Origin of the sequence: Streptomyces naganishii JCM 4654 (assembly GCF_014650575.1) — a bacterium.
GTDB classification, from domain to species: Bacteria; Actinomycetota; Actinomycetes; order Streptomycetales; family Streptomycetaceae; genus Streptomyces; species Streptomyces naganishii.
This window is the reverse complement of sequence record NZ_BMVF01000002.1, coordinates 480,052-502,050: the sequence shown is the minus strand read 5'-3', so window position 1 is coordinate 502,050 and position 21,999 is coordinate 480,052. Positions and strand designations below refer to the sequence as shown.

Below are 21,999 nucleotides of genomic sequence, written 5' to 3'. Positions count from 1 at the left end.
ATATCCCCCGATATCCCCTGTGCGACAGACCGAGGATAGTGCCGGTGCGCGGGCCCCCGGGACGGCCCGCCTCTACGGTTCCGTAACGGCGCGGCCTGCCCGCCCCCGGAGCCGCGCCGCCCCACCCACGCGACACCACCACCGAGCCGGTGGGTGGGCCCGACAGTCTGTCGCTAATTCCGGCCGACCGCAGACAGGACGCCCATGCCGCGTCCGCACCCCGGACGCCTACGCTCGCCCGCATGACCCCTAGCTCTGCTCAGCCCCGCCCCGAGGCCGGCGCGGCCGTGAAGGCCGCCGACCGTGCGCACGTCTTCCACTCCTGGTCCGCGCAGGAGCTCATCGACCCGCCGGCCGTGGCCGGCGCCGAAGGGTCGTACTTCTGGGACTACGACGGCAGGCGCTTCCTGGACTTCTCCAGCGGGCTCGTCTTCACCAACATCGGCTACCAGCACCCGAAGGTCGTCGCCGCGGTCCAGGAGCAGGCCGGGAAGCTGGCCACCTTCGCGCCGGCGTTCGCCGTCGAGGCGCGGTCGGAGGCGGCGCGGCTGATCGCCGAGCGGACGCCGGGCGACCTGGACAAGATCTTCTTCACCAACGGCGGCGCGGACGCCGTCGAGCACGCGATCAGGATGGCCCGCCTGCACACCGGGCGGCCGAAGGTGCTGTCGGCGTACCGCTCGTACCACGGCGGTACGCAGCAGGCCGTGAACGTCACCGGCGACCCGCGCCGCTGGGCCTCCGACAACGGCTCGGCCGGTGTCGTGCACTTCTGGGCGCCGTTCCTCTACCGCTCCCGCTTCTACGCCGAGACCGAGGAGCAGGAGTGCGAGCGGGCGCTCGAGCACCTGGAGACGACGATCGCCTTCGAGGGGCCGTCGACCGTCGCCGCGATCATCCTGGAGACCATTCCGGGCACGGCCGGGATCATGGTGCCGCCGCCCGGCTATCTCGCCGGGGTGCGCGAGCTGTGCGACAAGTACGGGATCGTGTTCGTCCTCGACGAGGTGATGGCCGGGTTCGGGCGGACCGGTGAGTGGTTCGCGGCCGACCTGTTCAACGTCGTGCCGGACCTGATGACCTTCGCCAAGGGCGTGAACTCCGGGTACGTGCCGCTGGGCGGCGTGGCGATCTCCCAGAGGATCGCGGAGACCTTCGGCAAGCGGGCCTACCCCGGCGGTCTGACCTACTCCGGGCACCCGCTGGCGTGCGCGGCGGCCGTCGCGACCATCAACGTGATGGCCGAGGAGGGCGTGGTCGAGAACGCGGCCCGGCTGGGCGCCGACGTCGTCGGACCCGCGCTGCGCGAGCTGGCCGAGCGGCACCCGAGCGTCGGCGAGGTGCGCGGCGTCGGCATGTTCTGGGCGCTGGAACTGGTGAAGAACCGCGAGACCCGTGAACCGCTGGTGCCCTACAACGCGGCCGGCGAGGCGAACGCCCCCATGGCCGCCTTCGGCGCCGCCGCCAAGGCCCGCGGCCTGTGGCCCTTCATCAACATGAACCGCACCCACGTCGTCCCGCCCTGCAACGCGAGCGAGGCCGAGCTGAAGGAAGGCCTGGCGGCCCTGGACGCGGCCCTGTCGGTGGCCGACGAGCACACCGAGTAGGACACGAGCGGACCGGGCGGGACACTGCGCCGCCCGTCCGCCCGGGATCGCCCGGCCTCCGGCGGAACCCGAACGCGTAAGGTGGCGTGCTCGTAGACATAGGTGTACGAGCACGCCACCCGCACGCGCGAGGAGACGCCCCGACCATGCCCGGCATCAGCGGCACCGGCGCCGTGACGCGCAGCACCCTGCGGCAGCAGATCGCGGACGCACTGCGCGACGAGGTGCTGGCCGGGCGGCTCCAGCCGGGGCAGGCGTTCACGGTCAAGGAGATCGCCGACCAGTACGGGGTGTCCGCGACCCCCGTGCGCGAGGCGCTGGTCGACCTGTCCGCGCAGGGGCTGCTGGAGGCCGACCAGCACCGCGGTTTCCGGGTGCGGGAGTACTCGCTGGCCGACTTCCGGGAGATGATCGAGGCCCGGGGCCTGGTCACCGACGGCATGTTCCGGGTGCTCCACGAGGGGTGGCACGAGGCGCTGCGCGATCCGCTGGAGCCGCGGGTCGCCACCACGCTCGCCGGGGTCCGGCGGCGCGGCGAGGAGGCGCAGCGCGCGGCCGGCGCGGGCGACCTGACCGTGCTGATCGGCTACGACCTGCGGTTCTGGCGCGAGCTGGCCCTGCTGTTCGGCAATCCCTACCTCGCGGACTTCCTGCACCGGCTGCGGGTGCAGACCTGGGTCTGCGCGGTGCAGCACCTGCGCCGGCTGGGCGATCTGCGGGGGGTGCTGTGGTGCGGCCACACCGAACTCGTGGACGCCCTGGTGAAGCGGGACACCTCGGCCGCCCACGCGGTCGTCACCGCGTACAACGCGCACTCACTGGCCCTGGTCGAGCGGCTGGCCGCCGGATGAGCGGCACGTCCACCCGGGTCGTCGACCTGTCCGTCGTCATACCGGCCTACAACGAGGAACGGCGGCTCGGCCCGACCCTCGACGCCGTCACCGGGTACCTGAGCGACAACGAGAGCCGCTTCGGCGAGTGGGAGGTCGTCGTCGCCGACGACGGCTCCACCGACGGTACCGGCGCCCTCGTCACCGCCTGGGACGACCCGCGGGTCCGGCTGGTGGCCGCGGACCGCAACCGGGGCAAGGGCAACGCCCTGCGCCTCGGCGTCGCCGCCACCCGCGGCGGCCGCGTGCTGGTCACCGACGCCGACCTCGCGGCCCCGATCGAGGAGCTCCAGCAACTCGACAAGGCGCTCAGCGAGGGCAACGCGGCCGCCATCGGCTCCCGCTCGGTGCCGGGCGCGACGATACTGAGCCGCCAGCACCGGGTGCGCGAACTGCTCGGCCGGGCCGGGAACCTGCTCATACGCCGGGTCGCGGTGCCGGGCATACGGGACACCCAGTGCGGCTTCAAGCTGTTCGACGGCGACCGCGCCCGAGCCGCGTTCGCCGCCTCCCGGCTCAACGGCTGGGGCATCGACGTGGAGGTGCTGCGGCACTTCCGCCGCGCCGACTGGTCCGTCGCCGAGGTCCCCGTGCGCTGGTCGCACCAGTCCGGCTCCAAAGTCGGGCCGCTCGACTACGCGTGGGTCCTCGCCGAACTCGCCCGCCTCAGGGCCCGTTCCGTGCGCCCCGCCGACGTGCTGGCCGTCGTCTGCTTCCTGCTCATGGCGGTGGCCCTGTACTCGGGCCGCTTCTTCGACCCGGCCCACCGCTATCTGCCCGACTCGCTCCAGGACCAGAACCAGTGGGAGTGGTTCTTCGCGGTCACCGCCGACAACGTGGCCCATCTGCGCAACCCGTTCTTCACCGACCTCCAGGGCTTCCCCGGCGGCGTCAACCTGATGGCCAACACGGTCATGCTGGGCCTGTCCGTGCCCTTCGCCCCCCTCACGCTCGCCTTCGGGCCCGCGCTCGCGCTCAGCCTGTGCATGACCCTGGGCCTGGCCGCCACGGCCGCCGCCTGGTACTGGCTGATCGTCAAGCGGGTCGTACGGCACCGGGGCGCGGCCCTCGTCGGCGCCTCGCTCGCCGCGTTCGCCCCGCCGATGGTCAGCCACGCCAACGCGCACCCCAACTTCGTCGTCCTGTTCATGATCCCGCTGATCGTCGACCGCGCGCTGCGGCTGTGCGAGGGCACGCGGGTGCGGCGGGACGGGATCGTGCTGGGGCTGATGGCGGCGTACCAGATCTTCCTCGGCGAGGAGCCGCTGCTGCTCGCCTCGATGGGCATGGCGCTGTTCGCGGCCGCCTACGCGCTGGCGCGCAGGGACGTGGCGAAGGCGGCCTGGCGGCCGCTGGCCAAGGGCATGGCGATCGCCGGCGCGGTCTGCCTGCCGGTCGTCGCCTACCCGCTGTACTGGCAGTTCGCGGGCCCGCAGAGCTACCACAGCGTGCTGCACGGCGACAACGCCGGCAACAGCCCGCTCGCCCTGCTCGCCTTCGCCGAGCGCTCCCTGTTCGCGGGCGACGCGGGCCGCGCGAACGCCCTGTCCCTCAACCCGACCGAGCAGAACGCCTTCTACGGCTGGCCCCTGGCCCTGCTCGCCCTGGCGATCGCCGTACGGCTGTGGGAGCGGCCGCTGGTCAGGGCGCTGGCGGTGACGGCGGCCGGCGCGGCCCTGCTCTCGCTCGGCCCGAAGTTCCGCCTCCCGCTGACCGACACGGTCTACCCCGGCCCGTGGGCACTGCTCGCGGACAAGCCGCTCTTCGAGTCGGTCATCGAGGGCCGGGTCGCGATGATCTGCGCGCCAGCGCTCGGCATGCTGCTCGCCCTGGCGCTGGAACGGCTCGCCTCGGCCCGCGCGGTCACCACCCTCTACGGCGGTCTGCTGGCCGTCGCCCTCGCGCTGCTCCCGGTCATCCCGGCGCCGCTGAAGGCGGTGGACCGGGTCCCGGTGCCGCGCTTCTTCACCGAGGGGATGTGGAAGCCGTACGTCCACGAGGGCGAGTCGCTCGTGCCGGTGCCACTGCCCGACCCGGGCGCGGCCGAGGCGCTGCACTGGCAGACGGCGGCCCACCTCGGCTTCAGGCTGCCCGGCGGCTACTTCAACGGACCCTACGGCCCCGACCGCGCCGGCATCTACGGCGCCGCCCCCCGCTACACCTCCGACATGCTGCGGGACGTGCGCTACACCGGCTCCGCGCCCGTCATCGACGCCGGCTGGCGGGCCCGGGCGCGGCAGGACTTCGCCTACTGGCACGCGGGCGCCCTCGTCCTCGTACCGCAGGACAACGACGACCGGCTGCGCAAGGTCGTCACCGAGCTGGTGGGCCGGGAGGGCAAGTGGACCGGCGGGGTGTGGGTATGGGACCTGCACGAGCGGGATCCCGCCCGGAGGGGCCCGCACGAGGGGAGCTGACCCGGACCGCGACCGACTACGCTCTACACTCCCCCGGACGCACGACGCCCTGCTCTATGCGAGGAGCCCTCTTTGGCCTGTGACCTGTGGCTGGTACCGCTCGTCGACGTGTTGTGCCACACCCCCGACAACCCGTTCGCCGAGGAACTCGCGCAGTACAACAAGGTGCTCGCCGAGAACGGGCTCCCGCCGGTGCCGGTGTACCAGTACATGCCGGGCCTGTCCGGCGAGGTGGCGCCGGTGGCCGGCTTCGACTACGACGCCCTGCACTTCCTGCGCCGCGCCCATCTCCTCCAGGTGTGCGGTCTGCCGCTGACGCCGGTGGACGAACTGGGCGGGGACTACGAGCAGTTGCTGGAGATGTTCGAGTCGACGGCCCAGCAGTCGCACCTGGTCTGGCACTACGACCACGCGGGCGCCTACGTGCCCCTGGACTTCCCGCGGCCCCTGTCCAACGACGAACTGCTCGCGGGCGGCGGTCCGTTGGGGTCCTCGCAGGCGCTGCTGCGGGAGCTGGAGCAGGTGGCGCCCTCCCTCGGCATCGACCCGGCCAACCCCCCGGCGCCGCCGGAGCCGCCGGCGGGCCCCACGGAACTGGAGCAGCCGGCGGCCCCGGCCCCGTACGACCCGAGCCCCTTCGCCCGCGAACGCCACGTCTGGCTGGGGCTGCACGCGGCGGCGACCCGGAGCCTGGCCCAGGGCTCGATGATCGTCTTCAGCTGACGGGCCGTCTTCGGGATGGGCCGGGGGCGGCCGGCGGTCAGAACACCGGGGTGCCGTCCTGGGTCAGCCGCCAGTTGACGTCGGCGAAGTCGGCCGGGTCGAGGGTCTTCTTCGCGGTCACGTAGTCGATCATCAGCTGGCGGATCTCGTTGGTGGAGCTGTAGGCGATCGCGGCCGAGGCGATGTGCGGATAGCCGGAGCCGCCGTTGGCACGGTAGTTGTTGACGGCCACGACGAAGACCTGGTCGTCGGCGACGGGTGCGCCCTTGTACGTGAGGTTCTTGATGCGCGACCCCTCGGGCTGCGCGATGTCGATCTCGTAGTCGACGCCGGCGGCGGTGTCGTACATGTAGTCCCAGAAGTTGTTGGCGTTCGTCAGGGTGGCGGTGTCGACCTTCGTGCCGGCGGGCACCTGGTGGTAGTACTTCGCCGCGTACTCCAGGTAGTCCTTGAGCTGGGCGCCGGTGAGCTTCTTGCCGTAGAGGGTGTTGTCGTAGATGTAGAGCCCGGCGATGTCCTTGATGGTGACGTTGCCCTGGGGGATGTCGGCGGTGCGGCTGAAGGGCGCGGCGACCGAGATCAGCGGCAGCGCCGCGTCGGCCGCGGACAGCCCGGCCTTCACGGTGTCCGACTGCACCTTGTGGATGAAGTCCATGATCGGCACGTCCTTCCAGCAGGACTCGGCCGCCGAGAGGTCCTGGGTGCAGGTGCCGACCGGGGTGTTGACGTACTTCACGACCAGCTCGTGGTCGGCCTCCAGCAGCCGCTTGATCTCCGGGTCCTCGTCCACCGTGTTGGGGTTGAGGGTCCGCGCCGTCTTGCCGGTGACCCGCCACCGGCCGCAGTGCAGCTCGACCTCGAAGTCGAAGACGCTCAGCCGGTAACCCCAGCAGTAGGGCTCGGAGAGCAGCACATCCTCACCGGTCTCCGCGTTCTTGACGGTGTACGACGGCACCTCCACGTGGGTGTGGCCGACGAGGATCGCGTCGATGCCGGGGACCTGCTCGGCGACGAGGTTGGAGGCGTTCTCGACGTACGGCAGTTCGTCGCCGTACGAGGACGACCCGTCCAGGCCGGAGTGGTCGGTCAGGAACACGACGTCGCATCCCAGCGCGCGCAGCCGCGGCACGTACTTCCTGGCCTGCTCCACCAGCCCCGGGAAGACCATCCTGCCGCTGACGTTGTCCTTGTCCCACAGGGCGATGCCCGGGTTGGTCAGGCCGAGGATGCCGACCTTGATGTCGGGGGCGCCGGGGACGCGGATCCGCTTCACGGTGTACGGGCGGAAGGCGGGCCGCAGGGTCTTCGCGTCCAGCGCGTTCGCGCCGAGCAGCGGGAAACGGCACTGGCTCTCGAACTTCCGCAGCACGTCGATGCCGTAGTTGAACTCGTGGTTGCCGAGGGCGGCGGCGTCGTAGCGCATGTGGTTCATGGCGACGGCCATGGGGTGCCTGACGCCGTCGGTGATGGGATCGACGCGGGCGAAGTAGTAGGCCAGCGAGGTGCCCTGGATGATGTCCCCGGCGTCGACGAGCAGTACCCGCTCCTCCCCCTTCTCCTCCCGCTGCTGCTTCACGAGCGTGGCGACCCGCGCCACCCCCACGGAGTTGCCGGCCTTGTCGGTGTAGGCCGCGTCCTTGTAGTAGTCCCAGTCGAAGACGTGACTGTGCAGATCGGTGGTCCCGAGGATGGAGAAGGACCAGGTGCGGGGTCGGTGCCCGTGGCCGTGTCCGTGCTCCTGCTCGGCCGCCCGGGCGGGGGCCGCCGCGAGGGGCCCGGCGGCGGCGACGGCCGCCCCGGTGACGGCCGACTTCTTGACGAACTCCCGGCGGTTCATGGGACTTAGGGGCATGCTGAGCTCCTGAGGACTGGCGTAGGCGCGAGTGGATGGCGGGCCGCGCGGCGGGGCTACCCGCGTAGATCGTCCTCGTGCGCCGCCGAGGCCGGGAACCAGAAAATGCCCATGTCCAGGTCAAGAGTGAGCCAGAAACGTCACCGGCACAGGAGCGCCCGCCGAAGGGACAACTGGAACAGGTTCGGCCTTGCCCGCGGCAGGGCCCACTCACCAGCGTCACGCCCATTGAGCGTGAGAGAGCTCACGGTCGGCCGACACGCCTTTGCCCGCCCTTTTGCTCCATGCGGTGGTGAAGAAGTGATCGACAGTTAGGGTCGAACAACCGGGCAGTCAACGGGCGGGGAGAACATCAAGTCATGGGTGAGAGTGGCGAGATACTCGACATCAAGCTCGCAGATCTGAAGGCGACAGCGCCGCACTTCGGCCATCAGAGCGTTGCTCTTGCACAGGCCCTCACCAAGCTGAAGCACGGGCTCGCCGCGGCCGGAGCGCCTTGGGGTGACGACGAGCAGGGCGAGAAGTTCCACAAGGTATACGGCCCGCACGTCAAGCGGATCGAGAGCGCTGCCCAGATCCTGGTCGACGGTCTGGCCGGCATTCACGAGGCCATGGTCGACATGGCGGACGGCCATATCGACAACGAAGAGCTGATCCGCGGCATGTTCAGCCGAATCCATGTCGACCATGACCCGAAGGGCGACGGCCGGTGAGTGTCGCGGACAAGGCCCGCAAGGTCGTCCAGGACATGACCGGCATGTGGTGGCCGGCTGCCGATGAGGGTGGGCTCAGGGATGCGGCAAAGACGTGGCGGGACTTCGCCGACGACGTCGACGATGTCACGGCCGGTGCCAACAAGGCGGCCCGGTCCATCATCGAGCACAACAAGGGCGAGGCCATCTCCGCCTTCGACGACCCGTTCTGGCGCCGCTACTACCACGACGGGCACGGCTGGCTGAAGGACCTGGCCGACGCTGCCCGCGACATGGCCAAGGCGCTCGACGCGTACGCGGACGCCGTGCACGGGGCGAAGAAGAAGCTGGAACACGAACTGGAGATCGTCGGCGCCACGCTCGTCGCCGGCACCGCCCTGGCCATCTTCACCGCGGGCATCTCGGAGGGGGCGGCAGTAGCGGCGGCGGCCACGGTCACGGAACTCGCCGCCGGCCTGGGTGTCGCGGTGACCGAGGAGATCGCCGCCATCGCGGGCACCACCTTGGCCACCGCAGCTTTCGGAGGCGTCGAGTCCATCACCGTGGATCTCGCCGTCACCCAGCCTGTGTCCATCGCCCTGGGCGAGCAGAAGGGAGGACTCAGCCTCGACGAGGCACATGAGGCCGCACTCTACGGAGCCTTCCTGGGCGGCGCGTTCGGCGGGGGCGGTGCAACTGTCCGGGCCGCACGTGACGCAGGCGGCTTCACGGAGCTGCTCGATGGCGTCCAACTGCCCTCGCTCAGTCCCGCGTTGGCCATGCCCGATGGAACGGGGCCCGCTCTCGACGACCTCGGCCTGCTCATCAAGGGAGACGGGGAACCCAACGCATGGCCGCGCAGCAAACGAAAAGGAGCGGTCAATCCGAAGTACCGAGCCGACCTGGCGGGCGACGAAGGCCAGGGCACGGCCAAGTCGAAGCCCCATACGCTGGCGAAGCACGTTGCCGTGACCACACGAGATCTACGGGCCCGGCTTCGCGCCAACCCGAAACTCAACACGGCCTCCCGCTACATCGACGAGGAGTCCGCCCAGAAGTTCACCGACGCCGTACTTTTGAAGCGTCAAAAGCAGGTCGAAGCTTGGCTGAACAGTCCGAAGAGATCACCCAAGGAAGCCTTCGTAGTGGAAGACCTTGGCGAAAACACCGGCCTGAGCCTGGGTCGATACAATTTTCGCAACGGCCTCCCGCCAGAATGGGTCGACGGCGCGACGGTCGTCCTCAAGCGCGACCCGACTGCTTCTCTCGGCTACCGAGTCCTGACTTCCTACCCTTCCTAGAACCGGCCAGGGACACATGACCGCGCTCTCAGACGATCGCTTCCACGAACTGAGCTGCCTCCTCAGCGCCTACGAATCAACCGGCGAGGTCTTCGACGACACTCTGGAGGCCCCAGGCCGTGCTCTGAAGTCCTACCTGCGCACAGCGGCCCGCACCCCTGACCGAGCCGCGGCCGCGCTGCGCGAAATCGACGACCTGCTCGAAGTCGGCCTCTTCAGCGACGAGATTGCCGACGACGTCGACCTTCTGCCCCACATCCAACCTCCCCGGGGAGCGGGCGTGGAGGACTGCCTCAGGGTCGTTCGCCATCACCTGAACCAATTCCTGACCGCACCACCGGCGCCCGACCCGACCGTCCGGCCGCAGACCTCGTGGGAATGGACGGAGCGCTTCCCGGCGCTCGCCCACTTCCTCGGAGCCTACTTCTATCAGGACAGTCTCGAAATCGAGTACCACTCGCATGCGGAAGCGATGCAGGACTATCTGACTGGCGAACCGCACGAGGACGTGGCACAAGCCGCATCAGAAGCCACGGAATTCCTGACTCTGAACTCAACGGAGGACGAGCTCGCCGAAGCGGCCACAGTACTCGGTCTCAGAGAACCCCCGCCGGAGGGCGTCTCCCTGCGCCAGTGGCTCGCCGACGTCAGGGACATCATTGTTCATCGCCACCCGCGAGCATGACCGACCTGGAAGTTCTGGCGGCCCTTCCGGCAACCGGCCAAGCGGGTCTGGCAGCGCCTTCCCGTTCGCTCCCGGTTGAGCCGGGATGGCCTTTGGCCCAGCCCGCGCAAGTTTGGGACCGGTCCGTCGGAGGTCTGCGACCGTTGGTACTCAGGTCGAGAGGTCGCCCATCCAAACGCGTCGCCCCAGCTCGTCCAGCTCCGCCTTGATCTGTCGGCACTCGGGCAGCGCCCGGCCCAGCAACCGCCAGTAGTCGGGGCCATGGCCAGACACCTTCGCGTGGGCGAGTTCATGCGCGATCACGTAGTCGACCAGGTGAATGGGCAACTGGAAGGTGGCCCAGTGCAGCGACACGATCCCGTTCGCCGGTCCGGCACGGTAGCTCCCCCACCGGTGGCCGAGATCGCGCACGCGGACCTCCGGCTCAGGGACGTCCATCCGCGCGGCCCACGGCTGCAGGCGCCCTCGCGTCCAGCGCTGCCCGGCCCGGGTATACCAGTCCGCGAGAGCCGCACGGATGAGTGCCGGGTTCTCGGCGACCGAGCTGTCCACCTGCAACCTTCCCGCGACCAGTCGCACCGGGGATGCGTTGACTCGCGACGGCTCCCCTCCTGCTGACCCCTCCCCGTCAACGACGAGCAGGCGGTAGTCCCGCCCCAGGTACCGGTGGATCTCACCGTCCTGGAGCGTACGGACCGGGTGCAGTTGGCGGCGTTGCTCGCTGAGCCTCGTCTTGTCGTCGATCCAGGCACTGCTGCCGCGCACGAACTCCCTGACCCGCCGGAGTTCGCATCCTCGGGGAACGTGCAGGGTGAGGGTCCTGTCCCGCTCCACGGTCAGGCCGATGCGGCGGCGCCGAGCACTGATCCTCACGCGCAGCTCGCACCCGTCCACCACCAGGGAGCCGTCCTCGGTGAGGACCGGCTCGCCCCGAAGACGCCGAGGACGGTGTGGACAGGGAGCCGCCTGCCGTCGGAGAGTTCCGCCTCGCGCGCCGTGGCCAGCTCGTTCTCGTCGTCCTCGGGCGCGACGAACGACAGCTCCTGCTCATCGCGCAGGGACCGGACGTTGGCCACTCGGAATCTCAGCAGCATCCCGCTTCCTTAACGACGGACACACTGGTCGTCTCCCCATCCCGCTCGGCGCCGTAGACGATGGGATGGCCGGTCGGGTTCACCGCACCGGCCATCCCATCAGATCCCCGGGCCTCAGGAAAGGGACGCTCAGAGGAACGAGTTGATCTCGATCGTCTCGTCGCGGCCCGGGCCCACGCCGATCGCGGAGATCGGGGCGCCGGACATCTCCTCCAGCGCCTTGACGTAGTTCTGGGCGTTCTTCGGCAGGTCGGAGAAGGACTTCGCCTTGGTGATGTCCTCCGACCAGCCGGGCAGGGTCTCGTAGACCGGCTTGGCGTGGTGGAAGTCGGTCTGGGAGTACGGCAGTTCCTCGACGCGCTGCCCGTCGATCTCGTAGGCCACGCAGACCGGGATCTGCTCCCAGCCGGTGAGGACGTCGAGCTTGGTGAGGAAGAAGTCGGTCAGGCCGTTGACGCGGGTGGCGTAGCGGGCGATGACCGCGTCGAACCAGCCGCAGCGGCGGTCGCGGCCCGTGGTCACGCCCCGCTCGCCGCCGATGCGGCGCAGCGCCTCGCCGTCCTCGTCGAACAGCTCGGTCGGGAAGGGCCCCGAGCCCACACGGGTCGTGTAGGCCTTCAGGATGCCGATGACCCGGCTGATCTTCGTCGGGCCCACGCCGGCCCCGGTGCAGGCGCCGCCTGCGGTCGGGTTGGAGGAGGTGACGAAGGGGTACGTGCCGTGGTCGATGTCGAGCAGCGTGCCCTGGCCGCCCTCGAAGAGGACCACCTTGTTCTCGTCCAGGGCCTGGTTGAGGACCAGCACGGTGTCGGCGACATACGGCCTGATCTGCTCGGCGTAGCCCAGCAGCTCCTCGACCACCTGGTCCACGGCGATGGCGCGGCGGTTGTAGAGCTTGGTGAGGATCTGGTTCTTGACGTCGAGGGCCGCCTCCACCTTCTGGGTGAGGATCGACTCGTCGTACAGGTCCTGCACCCGGATGCCCACGCGGTTGATCTTGTCCGCGTAGGTCGGGCCGATACCGCGGCCGGTGGTGCCGATCTTGCGCTTGCCGAGGAAGCGTTCCGTCACCTTGTCGACGGTGACGTTGTACGGCGTGATGACGTGCGCGTTGCCGCTGATCAGCAGCTTCGACGTGTCGACGCCGCGCTCGTTCAGACCGCTCAGCTCGGAGAGCAGGACCGACGGGTCGACGACGACTCCGTTTCCGATGACGGGCGTACAACCGGGGGAGAGGATTCCGGAAGGGAGCAGATGCAGTGCATACTTCTGGTCGCCGACGACGACCGTGTGGCCGGCGTTGTTGCCGCCCTGGTAACGCACCACATAGTCGACCGAGCCACCGAGCAGGTCGGTGGCCTTTCCCTTGCCCTCGTCACCCCACTGAGCACCGAGCAGCACAAGTGCGGGCACGCGCGTACACCCCTTCCGGGCGGGGCATGTCCAAGGTCAGGGGCGTACGCGGGTTCACCGCCGCGTGCACCGCGCGACCGTCGTTGGCCGCACAACCGTCGGACCGGATGCCCCGGAATAGACGAAGCCCCTGGCGCAATAGCGCAAGGGGCTCTTGCACAAAGATGCTACCCGAGGAAGCGAGGCAGGACCGAGGTGGCGACTTATCCGACGTCCGGACAGCTGCTGGTGGTCATCGACCCGGTCGCCCGGCGGACGGACGGGGAGTCCGTGCGGATCGCGAAGGACGTGCTCAGCGCGGGTGCCTCCACCAAGGTGTGCCTGCCGGAGGGGCCGGAGGAGTTCGCCCGCGCGCTGGCCCGGCGCGGCTCGCGGCGGCCGGTGGTGGTCGGCGACGACCGGGCGCTGCTGCGGGCGGTGTCCGTGCTGCACCGGCAGCGGGAGCTGGCCGAGTGCGCCCTGTCCGTCGTGCCGGTCGGGGGTGTCGTGTCCCTGGCCCGTTCGCTGGGGGTGCCGACGGGTACGGTCGCGGCGGCGCGGGCGGTGCTGGAGGGCGCCGAACGGCGGCTCGACCTCCTCGTCGACGACAGCGACGGCGTGGTGCTGGGGGCGCTGCACATCCCGCCGCTGTCCGCGCGGGAGGTCCGCGCGGGGGCCGACGCGGGGGTGACGGCTGCCGGCGCGGGGGCCGGGCGGGACTGGCTGCGGACCTGTCAGTCGCTCGTACGGACCCTGGTGACCCTGCCCTCGCGGCCGTCCTGGGCGTCCTGGGCGACGGCCGTCGACGGGTCCGGGGCCGCCGCCCGGCTGCGCGTGGAGGTCGACGGGCGGACGGTCGTCGACCTCGACCAGCCCGTGGAGGCAGTGTCGGTCGCGCCGGGCGGCGGCGGGGTGGCCGCGGTCGAGGTACGCCCGCTGTCCGGCCCCGGCGCCGAGGCGTCCCCCCTGCTCGCCGAGGGGCGCACGGTGACGGTCACCGGCGCGGACTTCCGCTACCGGGCGGACGCGGTGGTCTCGGGGCCGGTACGCAGGCGGACGTGGCGGGTGCGGGAGGCGGCCTGGGGGCTGACGCTGCCGGCGCAGGGGTGATGAGGAACGGGTCGCCGGGGCGATGGGGTGAATGGGTGACGGGGTGACGGGGTGACGGCGGCCGGAACCCGAGGGGGCTGTCGGGGCGCTGGTGCGCGGCCGGGGTTCCGGTGGGCCGGGGCGGGTCGGTGCGGGCCGGGAGCCCTGGCCGCCCGGGGTCAGCAGGTGTCCGGGGGCAGTGGGCGCCCGGGAGTCAGTGGGTGCCCTGGGTGCCGAAGAGGCGTTCGCGGTGGGCTCGCCAGCGGTTCATCATCTCGGCGATCTCCGTGTCGACGAACTCGAAGAAGGCCAGCGTCTCGGCCAGCCTCCGGCCGGCCGGGGTGGCGGCGCCGAGGCTGTCGACGCCCTCGCGCAGGGCGTGCTCCCAGCGCTTGATGACCGTTTCGCGGCTGGTCAGCGCCTCGTACCACTGGTCCCCGTGCACCCGGTACCGCTCACGCCGTGAGCCGGGCTCGCGCTCCCGGGACACCATGTGCACCTGCGCCAGATAGCGCACCGCGCCGGACACGGCGGCCGGGCTGATCCGCAGCCGCTCACCGAGCTCGGCCGAGGTCAGGGTGCCGGAGTCGGAGGCGAGGAGCGCGGCGAAGACCCGGGCCGGCATCCGGGGCACGCCCGCCTCGACGAGCTGGGCGGCGAAGTGCTCCACGAACCGCGACACCGCCTCCGGGTCCCGCTCCACCGTGGACCGATCGGCCCTGTCCGCCCGCTCCGTCATTGCCGGATCATCTCCCCTGTCCAGGCATCACCCTCGCGCACCGCCGCCGTGTGCCGGGCCTCTCCCTACGCAGTTTATATGGTTCCTTAACTTCACAAGTTTGTGAAAGAAGCGTACGTTGCGAAGCATGACGAAGGCAATCACCGTCTCGGGTCTGCACAAGTCGTTCGGCGCCACCCACGCGCTGGACGGCCTCGACCTGGACGTCGAGACCGGCGAGGTCCACGGCTTCCTCGGCCCCAACGGCGCCGGCAAGTCCACCGCCATCCGCGTCCTGCTCGGCCTGCTGCGCGCCGACTCCGGCACCGCGCGGATCCTCGGGCGCGACCCCTGGCGCGACGCGGTGGAGACGCACCGCCGGATCGCCTACGTCCCCGGCGACGTCACCCTGTGGCGCAACCTCTCCGGGGGCGAGGTCATCGACCTGTACGGCAGGCTGCGTCAAGGGGGCCGCGCGCAGCGCGTCGTGCAGGGTGGTGGCGGGAGACGGGCGGGCGGCCTGGACAGGCGGCGCCGGGCGGAGCTGACCGAGCGGTTCGAACTGGACCCGACGAAGAAGGGCCGCACCTACTCCAAGGGCAACCGGCAGAAGGTCGCCCTGGTCGCCGCCTTCGCCTCGGACGTCGACCTGCTGATCCTCGACGAGCCGACGTCGGGTCTTGACCCGCTGATGGAGGAGGTCTTCCAGCGCTGCGTGGCCGAGGAACGCGAGCGCGGCCGCACCGTCCTGCTCTCCTCCCACATCCTCAGCGAGGTCGAGGAACTGTGCGACCGGGTGAGCATCATCCGCAAGGGCCGCACCGTGGAGAGCGGTTCGCTGGCCGACCTGCGCCATCTGACCCGTACCAGCGTCACCGCCGAACTCGCCGTCCCGCCCGCAGATCTGAGCGCCCTGCCCGGCGTCCACGACCTCGACGTCCAGGGCCGCCGGGTCCGCCTCCAGGTGGACACCGACAAGCTGAACGAGGTGCTGCGCGCCCTCGCCGGGTCCGGCGTGCGGTCGCTCACCTCGACCCCGCCGACCCTGGAGGAACTCTTCCTGCGCCACTACCAGGAGGAGTCTTCCGGAGAACCGGCGGTGACCCGATGACCGCCACGGCCGCCACCGCCCCCGTCGCGCGAGCGGGCGGATCGCGCCAGTTCGCGGGTACGGGCGTCCTGCTGCGGTTCGCCCTGCGCCGGGACCGGGTGATGATCCCGGTCTGGGCCGCGGTGAACGCGCTGATGGTCCTCTCCATGCCGAACGCCCTGAAGGGCCTGTACGCCACCCCCGCCGAACGCGCCGGCCTCCTGCACCAGGTGTCCGGCAACACCTCCCTGCGCGCCATGGTCGGCCCGGTCTTCGACGACTCCCTCGGCGCGCTGACCGCCTGGCGGGTGGGCGTGTACGCGGGTGCGCTCGCGGCCGTCATGAGCCTGCTCGTCGTCGTACGGCACACCCGCGACGAGGAGGAGAGCGGGCGGCAGGAGATGGTGTCCTCGGGGATGGTGGGCCGCCGCGCACCGCTGACCGCGGCCCTGCTGGCGGCCGCGGTCGCCAACGCCGCCCTGGCTCTCGTCGTCACCGCCGGTCTCGCCGGGCAGGGGGCCGCCGGGGCGCTCGCCCTCGGGCTCGGGATCGCGGGCGTGGGCATGGTCTTCGCCACGATGGCGGCGATCGTGGCCCAGCTGACCGAGAGCGCCCGGCTGGCGCGCGGGCTGACGGCTGCGGTGCTGGGCGCCGCGTTCGTCCTGCGCGCGGCGGGCGACTCGGCCTCCGCCGACGGCTCGTCCGTCCTCACCTGGCTCTCCCCGCTCGGCTGGCTGGAGGAGCTGCGGGCCTTCGCCGCCGAACGCTGGTGGGTGCTGCTCCTCGTCGCCGCCGCGACCGCCCTCCAGGGCTGGGCCGCCTACGAACTGGCCGGACGCCGTGACGTCGGCATGAGCTTCCTGCCGACGCGGCCGGGGCCCGCCGAGGGCCGGCTCGGCACCGCGGGCGCGCTGGCCTGGCGGCTCCAGCGGGGCGGCGTCGCCGGGTGGAGCCTGGGCTTCTTCCTCGCGGGCGTCGTCTACGGCGGGATGACGGACGGCGCGGCCAAGCTGGTCGGCGACAACGAGCGGGCGCGTGAGATCTTCCAGCGGATGGGCGGCCAGTCGGGCCTGACCGACGCCTTCCTCGCCGCGATGGTCGGCATGCTCGGCCTGATCGCCGCGCTCTACGTCGTCTCCTCCGTGCTGCGGCTGAGCGCCGAGGAGACCTCGGGCCGCGCCGAACCGGTGCTGGCGGGCGCGGTGGGCCGGCTGCGCTGGGCCGCCGGGCATCTGGTGATCGCCTTCGCTGGCTCGGTCCTGATCATGCTCCTGGCCGGCCTCGGCTTCGCGGTCGGCTACGGCAGGCAGGTGGGCCCGGTGCTCGGCGCCTGCCTCGTGCAGGTCAGCGCGGTGTGGGTGATCGGAGGCATCGCCGTGTTCCTGTACGGGCTGCTGCCCCGGGGTGCCGTGGCGGCCTGGGGGGTGGCCGGCGCGGCTCTGCTGATCGGCTGGATCGGCCCCGCCCTCGGCGTCCCCCAGCCGGTGCTGGACCTCTCCCCCTTCGGCCATCTGCCCAGGCTGCCGGGCGGCGCCATGGACTGGACCCCGGTGGGCGTCCTCCTGGCACTCGCCGCGGCCCTGGTGGCGGGCGGCCTGGCCGGCCTGCGCCGACGCGACCTGACGACCTGACCGCCTCCCGGGCTCTGGGGCGGGCCCGGGCGTCAGCGGATCTCCACGTCCAGCCCGCGCAGGCCCCGGATCACGAAGTTGGGCTTGCGCTCCGGCTCCGCCGCCAGGGACAGGGTCGGGGCCTGTTCGAGCAGGGCCGTCATGGAGGCGGCCAGCTCGATGCGGGCCAGCGGGGCGCCGATGCAGTAGTGGATGCCGGCGCTGAAGGAGATGTGCGGGTTGTCCCGGCGGGCGAGGTCCAGCCGGCCGGGGTCGGCGAAGACCTCGGGGTCGTGGTTGGCCGAGCCGAAGAGCATGGCGATCTCCGCGCCCCTCGGGATCACCGTGCCGTCGATCTCGATCTCGTCCAGCACCCACCGCTCGAAGAGCTGGAGCGGGGTGTCGTAGCGCATCAGCTCCTCGACGGCGGACGGGACCAGGGAGTGGTCCGCGCGCAGCGCCGCCAGCTGGTCCGGGTTGCGGAACAGCGCCCACCAGCCGTTGACCGTCGCGTTCACCGTGGCCTCGTGGCCGGCGTTGAGCAGCAGGACCGCCGTGGAGATCATCTCCTGCTCCGTCAGCCGGTCGCCCTCGTCGTGCGCCGCGATCAGCCCCGAGATCAGGTCCTCGCCCGGCTCCTCGCGGCGGGCCGCGATCAGCCCGCGCAGGTACTCCGTGAACTCCACCGACGCCCGCACCGCCCGCGCCGCCGTCTCCTCGGACGGGTTCAGCTCGTACATCCCGCAGATGTCCGCCGACCAGGGCCGCAGCTGGTCCCGGTCCGCCTCGGGGATGCCCAGCATCTCGGCGATCACGGCCACCGGCAGCGGCTCGGCGACGTCCGCGAGCAGGTCGCCGCCGCCCGCCTCCACCAGGCCGGCGACCAGCTCCCCCGCCAGCCGGTGCACGTACGGCCTCAGCTGCTCCACCGTCCGCGGGGTGAACGCCTTCGACACCAGCCGCCGGATCCGGGTGTGGTCCGGCGGCTCCAGGTCGAGCATCCCGTGGTCGTTGAGGACGTGGAACGGCTCGTGCTCCGGCGGGGGCGCGGTGCGGCCGAACTCCTCGTGCGTGAACCGGTGCTGGTAGGTGCGGCCCAGCCGCCGGTCCCGCAGCAGCGCCGAGACGTCCGCGTGCCGCGGCACCAGCCACTGGTCGCTGGGCTCGTAGTAGAGCACCCGGCCCCGGGCGCGCAGCTCGGCGTAGGCGGGGTAGGGGTCCACGACGAACGCCGGGTCCCAGGGATCGAACGCGAGGTCGGTTGCAGCCGTCATGGACGGACGATAGGACGCCACCCCGCCCCGTGCCCACCCCTTCCGGGAGGAACACAGCAGCTCACCAGGCGATGGATCAGGCTCCGTCAGGGACGCCGTCCGGCAGCCCGGAGCCCCTCTTCACACCCTCGACGAACGCGACGAAGGCGAGGGCGGGGAAGGTTCACTGCAGTTCCTTCGCCAGTCGGTGGCTGAAGTCCCGCATGCGAGCTCGGCTGTCAGCCCGGTGTCACCAGTCGGGCCTCGTAGGCGAAGACCGCCGCCTGGGTCCGGTCGCGCAGGCCCAGTTTGACCAGGATGCGGCTCACATGGGTCTTGATCGTCGACTCGGCGACCACGAGCCGCCCGGCGATCTCCGCGTTGGACAGGCCCTGCGCGATCAGCACCAGCACCTCCGTCTCCCGTTCGGTGAGGTCCCCGTAGGCCGCCTGCGCTCCCGCCATCGTGCGCGGGGGCTCGGACAGCTTGGAGAACTCCGTGATCAGCCGTCTGGTGACCGACGGCGCGAGCAGGGCCTCCCCGGACGCCACCACCCTTACCCCGTCGGCCAGTTGACGCGCCGAGGCGTCCTTGAGCAGGAAGCCGGAGGCGCCCGCCCTGAGCGCCTGGTACACGTACTCGTCGAGGTCGAACGTGGTGAGCACCAGCACCTTCGCCGTGCCGTCGGCGGCGACGATCTCGCGGGTCGCCTCGATGCCGTTCAGCTCCGGCATGCGGATGTCCATCAGCACCACGTCCGGGGCGAGTTCGCGCACCCGCTCCACCGCCTCGCGTCCGTTGACGGCCTCGCCGACGACCTCGATGTCCGGCATCGCGTTCAGCAGGACGGAGAATCCCTCGCGCACCATCATCTGATCGTCGGCGATGAGTACGCGGATCGTGCCCTTCGTCATGCACCGGCCCCGCTGTCGTCCGCGCGCTCGGCCGCCGAGGGGACCGGCAGGAACACCGCCACCTCGTACCCTCCGTCCCCGGCCGGTCCGGCCGTCATCTCGCCGTTCAGCATCGAGACCCGCTCCCGCATGCCGGTGATGCCGTGGCCCGCCCCGGGTGAGGGCTTGATCAGGGACGGCTCGGGGGGCGGGCCGTTGACTATCCGCAGGCCGAGCCCGCCGAGCACGTACCCCACCTCGACGCGGGCGCTCGCGCCGGGGGCGTGCCGCAGGGTGTTGCTCAGGGCCTCCTGGACGATCCGGTACGCCGACAGCTCCACGCCCTGGGGCAGTTCGCGCACGGCTCCGGTCACCGCCTTGTCCACCGTCAGGCCGGCCTCCCGGACGTTGGCCAGCAGCGTGTCGAGGTCGGCGAGGGTGGGCTGCGGGGCCTCGGGGGCCTCGTAGTCCTCCGCGCGGACCACGCCGAGGACGCGGCGCAGTTCGGTCAGGGCCGCGACCGCGTTCTCCCGGATCGTGGCGAAGGCCTTCTCCAGCTCGGGCGGCGGGTTCTCCACCCGGTAGGGCGCCGCCTCGGCCTGGATGGCGACGACGGACATGTGGTGGGCCACCACGTCGTGCAGCTCGCGGGCGATCGTGGTGCGCTCCTCCAGCAGGGTGCGGCGGGAGCGCTCGTGCGCGGTCACGGTCTGCTGGGCGGTCACCTCCTCCTTGGCGCTGCGCCGTATGTGCCACACGGTCACGGCCAGCAGCAGCAGGGCGGCCAGTAGCAGCATGGGCGCCGAGTTGTTGGTGAAGCCGTCGCCGAACAGGGTGTCCGCGACGAAGCCGTAGGCCGCGGTGAGCGCCCACATCCAGGCCGCGGTGCGCGGCCGGGTGCGTATGGCCACCACCGTGAGCACCGCCAGGTGGGAGATGAAGCCGCCGGGCGGCCAGGGCCAGTCGAGAGTGCCGACGACCGCCGAGGAGACCGCGGCCGCCGCCAGGGACAGCCAGAACGCGCCGACCGGACGCACCAGCGTCAGCAGTACCGGGACCGCGGCCAGCAGGCCGACCGGCAGACTCGCCGCCCCCCTGTCCGCCGATGCCCACCCGGCGAGGAGGGACACCAGCGCGACCGCGCCCACCACGGCGTGCGGCGCCCAGGCGGCGTACTTCCTGGTGCGGCCGGAGAACAGCTTCCGGCTCGGCGGGCCGTCGACGCTCCTGGGGGGAAGCGGGCGGTAGGCGAAGGCGTCGTGGAACAGGTCCTGCCGCAGCCCGCGCAGGGCGTCCGCGGCCAGCCGGAACTCCGGGCTGCGCTGCTGCGACGCGCCGTAGGCGCCGTTCGGCGTCGTCTGCGTCTGGGTCGTCTCGGTCACGATGGAAACGGTAGGTGGAGGAGGGGGTCGCGGTCGTCCCCAGTGAGGGGGGTCATCGGGCATCCCTCTCAGGTACTACGGATATGGCCACCGGTCCGGCCCCGGTGCACGCGGATGACTCGGGAGGGGCGGTGCCGCGTCCGACGGGGCCGCTGCTCGTAGGCGCGGAACGCCACCCAGCACCCCGTCAGGGCGAGTGCGAACACCGGCAGCCAGGCCAGCCGGGCCATCACCCAGCCGGCGCCGTCGGGAACGGTGTGCAGGCCGGGCAGGCGGCCCGCGAGCAGGCCGGTGGCGGTCGTCGCCATCAGGGCGGTCTGGTGCCAGAGGAATATCGTCATGGCGGAGAGGTTGACCAGGGCCACGGCCGCCCAGGCGAGGGGGCGGCGCATCGCGCGGCGCAGCCGTGCGCGCAGCAGCAGGGCCAGGCCGCACTGGGCCAGACCGAAGGTGACGGCGGCCAGGGTCGGCGGGTTCAGGTTGGAGACCGCGGCGCCCGGGACGCCGACCATCGACGCCGGGTAGCCCGCCCATGCGACCAGGCCCGCGGTCGCCGCCGCGCCGCCGGTCAGCAGGATCCAGCCCGCGCGGCGGCGGTCCAGCTCACCCCGGGTCCAGGCCGCGCCGAGCGTGTACGGCACCAGCCAGCCGGCGGGGAGGTTCAGCCAGCCGAGCCAGGAGGGCGCGCCGAGGCCGAAGCGCAGCAGGTCCACATGGAGGACGACGGCCAGCGGCCACAGCGGGCTGAGCCGGGTCAGCAGCGGGGTCGCGGCCGTCAGCGCCGCGAACACCAGCAGGAACCACATCGGGGACAGGGCCAGTTTGACGAGCGTGCGCACCGTGCCGAGGTCGGCGCCGGCCAGGAGGAGGGCGGCCGCGGCGACCGTCCACAGGGCGAGCACGGCGGCGACCGGCCTGAACAGCCGGGACATCCGGGCCCGCAGCCACTGCCCGTACGTGGTGCCGCGGGCGCGGGCGGAGGCGTAGCCGCGGGTCCCCACATGGCCGCCGACGAGGAAGAACACGGCGAGGGTCTGGAACGCCCAGGAGATGGGGGCCAGATACGGCATGTGCTGGAGGGGGCTCGCGGTGTGCAGGGTGCGGTGCGGGCTGTCGCCGGTGTCCGCGACCAGGGCGGTCACCAGCCAGTGCCCGAGGACCACGCCGAGGATCGCGAAGGCCCGCAGGGCGTCGACCGCCCGGTCGCGGTGGGACGGGGTGAGGCGGTGCACGTCGTGCGCCATGGCCCGCAGGCGCCGCCGGGCGGAGGTGCGCGGCAGGAGGCGGGCGGTCGCGGGCGCGGGCGGGATG

General features: G+C 71.6%; 19 protein-coding genes. 10 read left to right on the top strand and 9 right to left on the bottom strand.

The genetic code is table 11. From position 1 onward, the window contains the following. Nucleotides 1–242 precede the first annotated feature (242 nt). The 4 genes from IE217_RS05070 to IE217_RS05055 all read left to right on the top strand — a co-directional run bounded on the left by IE217_RS05070 (nucleotide 243) and on the right by IE217_RS05055 (nucleotide 5,637). Complete coding sequence (locus IE217_RS05070; protein ID WP_190176462.1) at nucleotides 243–1,607, top strand: aspartate aminotransferase family protein; 1,365 nt, start codon at nucleotides 243–245, stop codon at nucleotides 1,605–1,607. A gap of 146 nt (nucleotides 1,608–1,753) precedes the next feature. Next, a complete protein-coding gene (locus IE217_RS05065) occupies nucleotides 1,754–2,458 on the top strand; it encodes a GntR family transcriptional regulator (protein WP_190176461.1) in 705 nt (234 codons plus the stop codon). Further along, nucleotides 2,455–4,914 carry a dolichyl-phosphate beta-glucosyltransferase gene (locus IE217_RS05060; RefSeq protein WP_190176460.1) on the top strand — a complete coding sequence of 820 codons (2,460 nt, stop codon included), beginning with the start codon at nucleotides 2,455–2,457 and terminating at the stop codon, nucleotides 4,912–4,914. The genes IE217_RS05065 and IE217_RS05060 overlap by 4 nt, the downstream gene beginning before the upstream one ends. A gap of 72 nt (nucleotides 4,915–4,986) precedes the next feature. Further along, complete coding sequence (locus IE217_RS05055; RefSeq protein ID WP_190176459.1) at nucleotides 4,987–5,637, top strand: putative DNA-mimic protein; 651 nt, start codon at nucleotides 4,987–4,989, stop codon at nucleotides 5,635–5,637. Between the two features lie 37 nt (nucleotides 5,638–5,674). Here IE217_RS05055 and IE217_RS05050 read toward each other — a convergent pair whose 3' ends face one another. After that, on the bottom strand, nucleotides 5,675–7,489 hold the full coding sequence (locus tag IE217_RS05050) for a bifunctional metallophosphatase/5'-nucleotidase (protein ID WP_190176458.1): 1,815 nt from the start codon (nucleotides 7,487–7,489) through the stop codon (nucleotides 5,675–5,677). A gap of 359 nt (nucleotides 7,490–7,848) precedes the next feature. Between IE217_RS05050 and IE217_RS05045 the strand changes: the two genes are divergently transcribed. From IE217_RS05045 to IE217_RS05035, 3 genes are read left to right on the top strand one after another with little or no spacing between them, the layout of a single operon-like run. After that, the gene (locus IE217_RS05045; RefSeq protein WP_190176457.1) at nucleotides 7,849–8,202 is read left to right on the top strand and encodes a hypothetical protein; all 354 of its coding nucleotides are present in this window, start codon (nucleotides 7,849–7,851) and stop codon (nucleotides 8,200–8,202) included. After that, the gene (locus tag IE217_RS05040) at nucleotides 8,199–9,482 is read left to right on the top strand and encodes an RNase A-like domain-containing protein (protein ID WP_190176456.1); all 1,284 of its coding nucleotides are present in this window, start codon (nucleotides 8,199–8,201) and stop codon (nucleotides 9,480–9,482) included. Before IE217_RS05045 ends, IE217_RS05040 begins: the two co-directional genes overlap by 4 nt. A gap of 16 nt (nucleotides 9,483–9,498) precedes the next feature. Beyond that, nucleotides 9,499–10,167 carry a contact-dependent growth inhibition system immunity protein gene (locus IE217_RS05035; protein ID WP_190176455.1) on the top strand — a complete coding sequence of 223 codons (669 nt, stop codon included), beginning with the start codon at nucleotides 9,499–9,501 and terminating at the stop codon, nucleotides 10,165–10,167. A gap of 150 nt (nucleotides 10,168–10,317) precedes the next feature. Here IE217_RS05035 and IE217_RS05030 read toward each other — a convergent pair whose 3' ends face one another. The 3 genes from IE217_RS05030 to IE217_RS05020 all read right to left on the bottom strand — a co-directional run bounded on the left by IE217_RS05030 (nucleotide 10,318) and on the right by IE217_RS05020 (nucleotide 12,674). After that, nucleotides 10,318–11,040, bottom strand: coding sequence for a M48 family metallopeptidase (locus IE217_RS05030; protein ID WP_229865032.1), 723 nt, complete (start codon nucleotides 11,038–11,040; stop codon nucleotides 10,318–10,320). Continuing rightward, nucleotides 11,037–11,261, bottom strand: coding sequence for a hypothetical protein (locus tag IE217_RS05025; RefSeq protein ID WP_190176454.1), 225 nt, complete (start codon nucleotides 11,259–11,261; stop codon nucleotides 11,037–11,039). The genes IE217_RS05030 and IE217_RS05025 overlap by 4 nt, the downstream gene beginning before the upstream one ends. A gap of 129 nt (nucleotides 11,262–11,390) precedes the next feature. Beyond that, nucleotides 11,391–12,674 (bottom strand): adenylosuccinate synthase, encoded by a 1,284-nt coding sequence (locus tag IE217_RS05020; RefSeq protein ID WP_190176453.1) that lies wholly within the window; start codon nucleotides 12,672–12,674, stop codon nucleotides 11,391–11,393. A 195-nt stretch (nucleotides 12,675–12,869) separates the two neighbouring features. Between IE217_RS05020 and IE217_RS05015 the strand changes: the two genes are divergently transcribed. After that, entirely contained in the window at nucleotides 12,870–13,763 is an 894-nt protein-coding gene (locus tag IE217_RS05015; RefSeq protein WP_190176452.1) for a diacylglycerol kinase family protein, read from the top strand. A gap of 193 nt (nucleotides 13,764–13,956) precedes the next feature. On the opposite strand, the gene IE217_RS05010 is transcribed toward IE217_RS05015, so the two are convergent. Continuing rightward, a complete protein-coding gene (locus IE217_RS05010) occupies nucleotides 13,957–14,481 on the bottom strand; it encodes a GbsR/MarR family transcriptional regulator (protein WP_190176451.1) in 525 nt (174 codons plus the stop codon). A 127-nt stretch (nucleotides 14,482–14,608) separates the two neighbouring features. Between IE217_RS05010 and IE217_RS05005 the strand changes: the two genes are divergently transcribed. Then, nucleotides 14,609–15,571, top strand: coding sequence for an ABC transporter ATP-binding protein (locus tag IE217_RS05005; protein WP_190176450.1), 963 nt, complete (start codon nucleotides 14,609–14,611; stop codon nucleotides 15,569–15,571). After that, entirely contained in the window at nucleotides 15,568–17,181 is a 1,614-nt protein-coding gene (locus IE217_RS05000; RefSeq protein ID WP_190176449.1) for an ABC transporter permease, read from the top strand. Before IE217_RS05005 ends, IE217_RS05000 begins: the two co-directional genes overlap by 4 nt. A gap of 32 nt (nucleotides 17,182–17,213) precedes the next feature. Here IE217_RS05000 and IE217_RS04995 read toward each other — a convergent pair whose 3' ends face one another. The 4 genes from IE217_RS04995 to IE217_RS04980 form a co-directional block, all read right to left on the bottom strand. Further along, entirely contained in the window at nucleotides 17,214–18,434 is a 1,221-nt protein-coding gene (locus IE217_RS04995; RefSeq protein WP_190176448.1) for a cytochrome P450, read from the bottom strand. A 218-nt stretch (nucleotides 18,435–18,652) separates the two neighbouring features. Beyond that, nucleotides 18,653–19,327, bottom strand: a complete 675-nt coding sequence (locus IE217_RS04990; RefSeq protein WP_190176447.1) for a response regulator — start codon at nucleotides 19,325–19,327, stop codon at nucleotides 18,653–18,655. Then, nucleotides 19,324–20,688, bottom strand: a complete 1,365-nt coding sequence (locus tag IE217_RS04985; RefSeq protein ID WP_190176446.1) for a sensor histidine kinase — start codon at nucleotides 20,686–20,688, stop codon at nucleotides 19,324–19,326. Before IE217_RS04985 ends, IE217_RS04990 begins: the two co-directional genes overlap by 4 nt. Before the next feature lie 68 nt (nucleotides 20,689–20,756). Beyond that, complete coding sequence (locus tag IE217_RS04980; RefSeq protein WP_190176554.1) at nucleotides 20,757–21,932, bottom strand: acyltransferase family protein; 1,176 nt, start codon at nucleotides 21,930–21,932, stop codon at nucleotides 20,757–20,759. Nucleotides 21,933–21,999 lie beyond the last annotated feature (67 nt).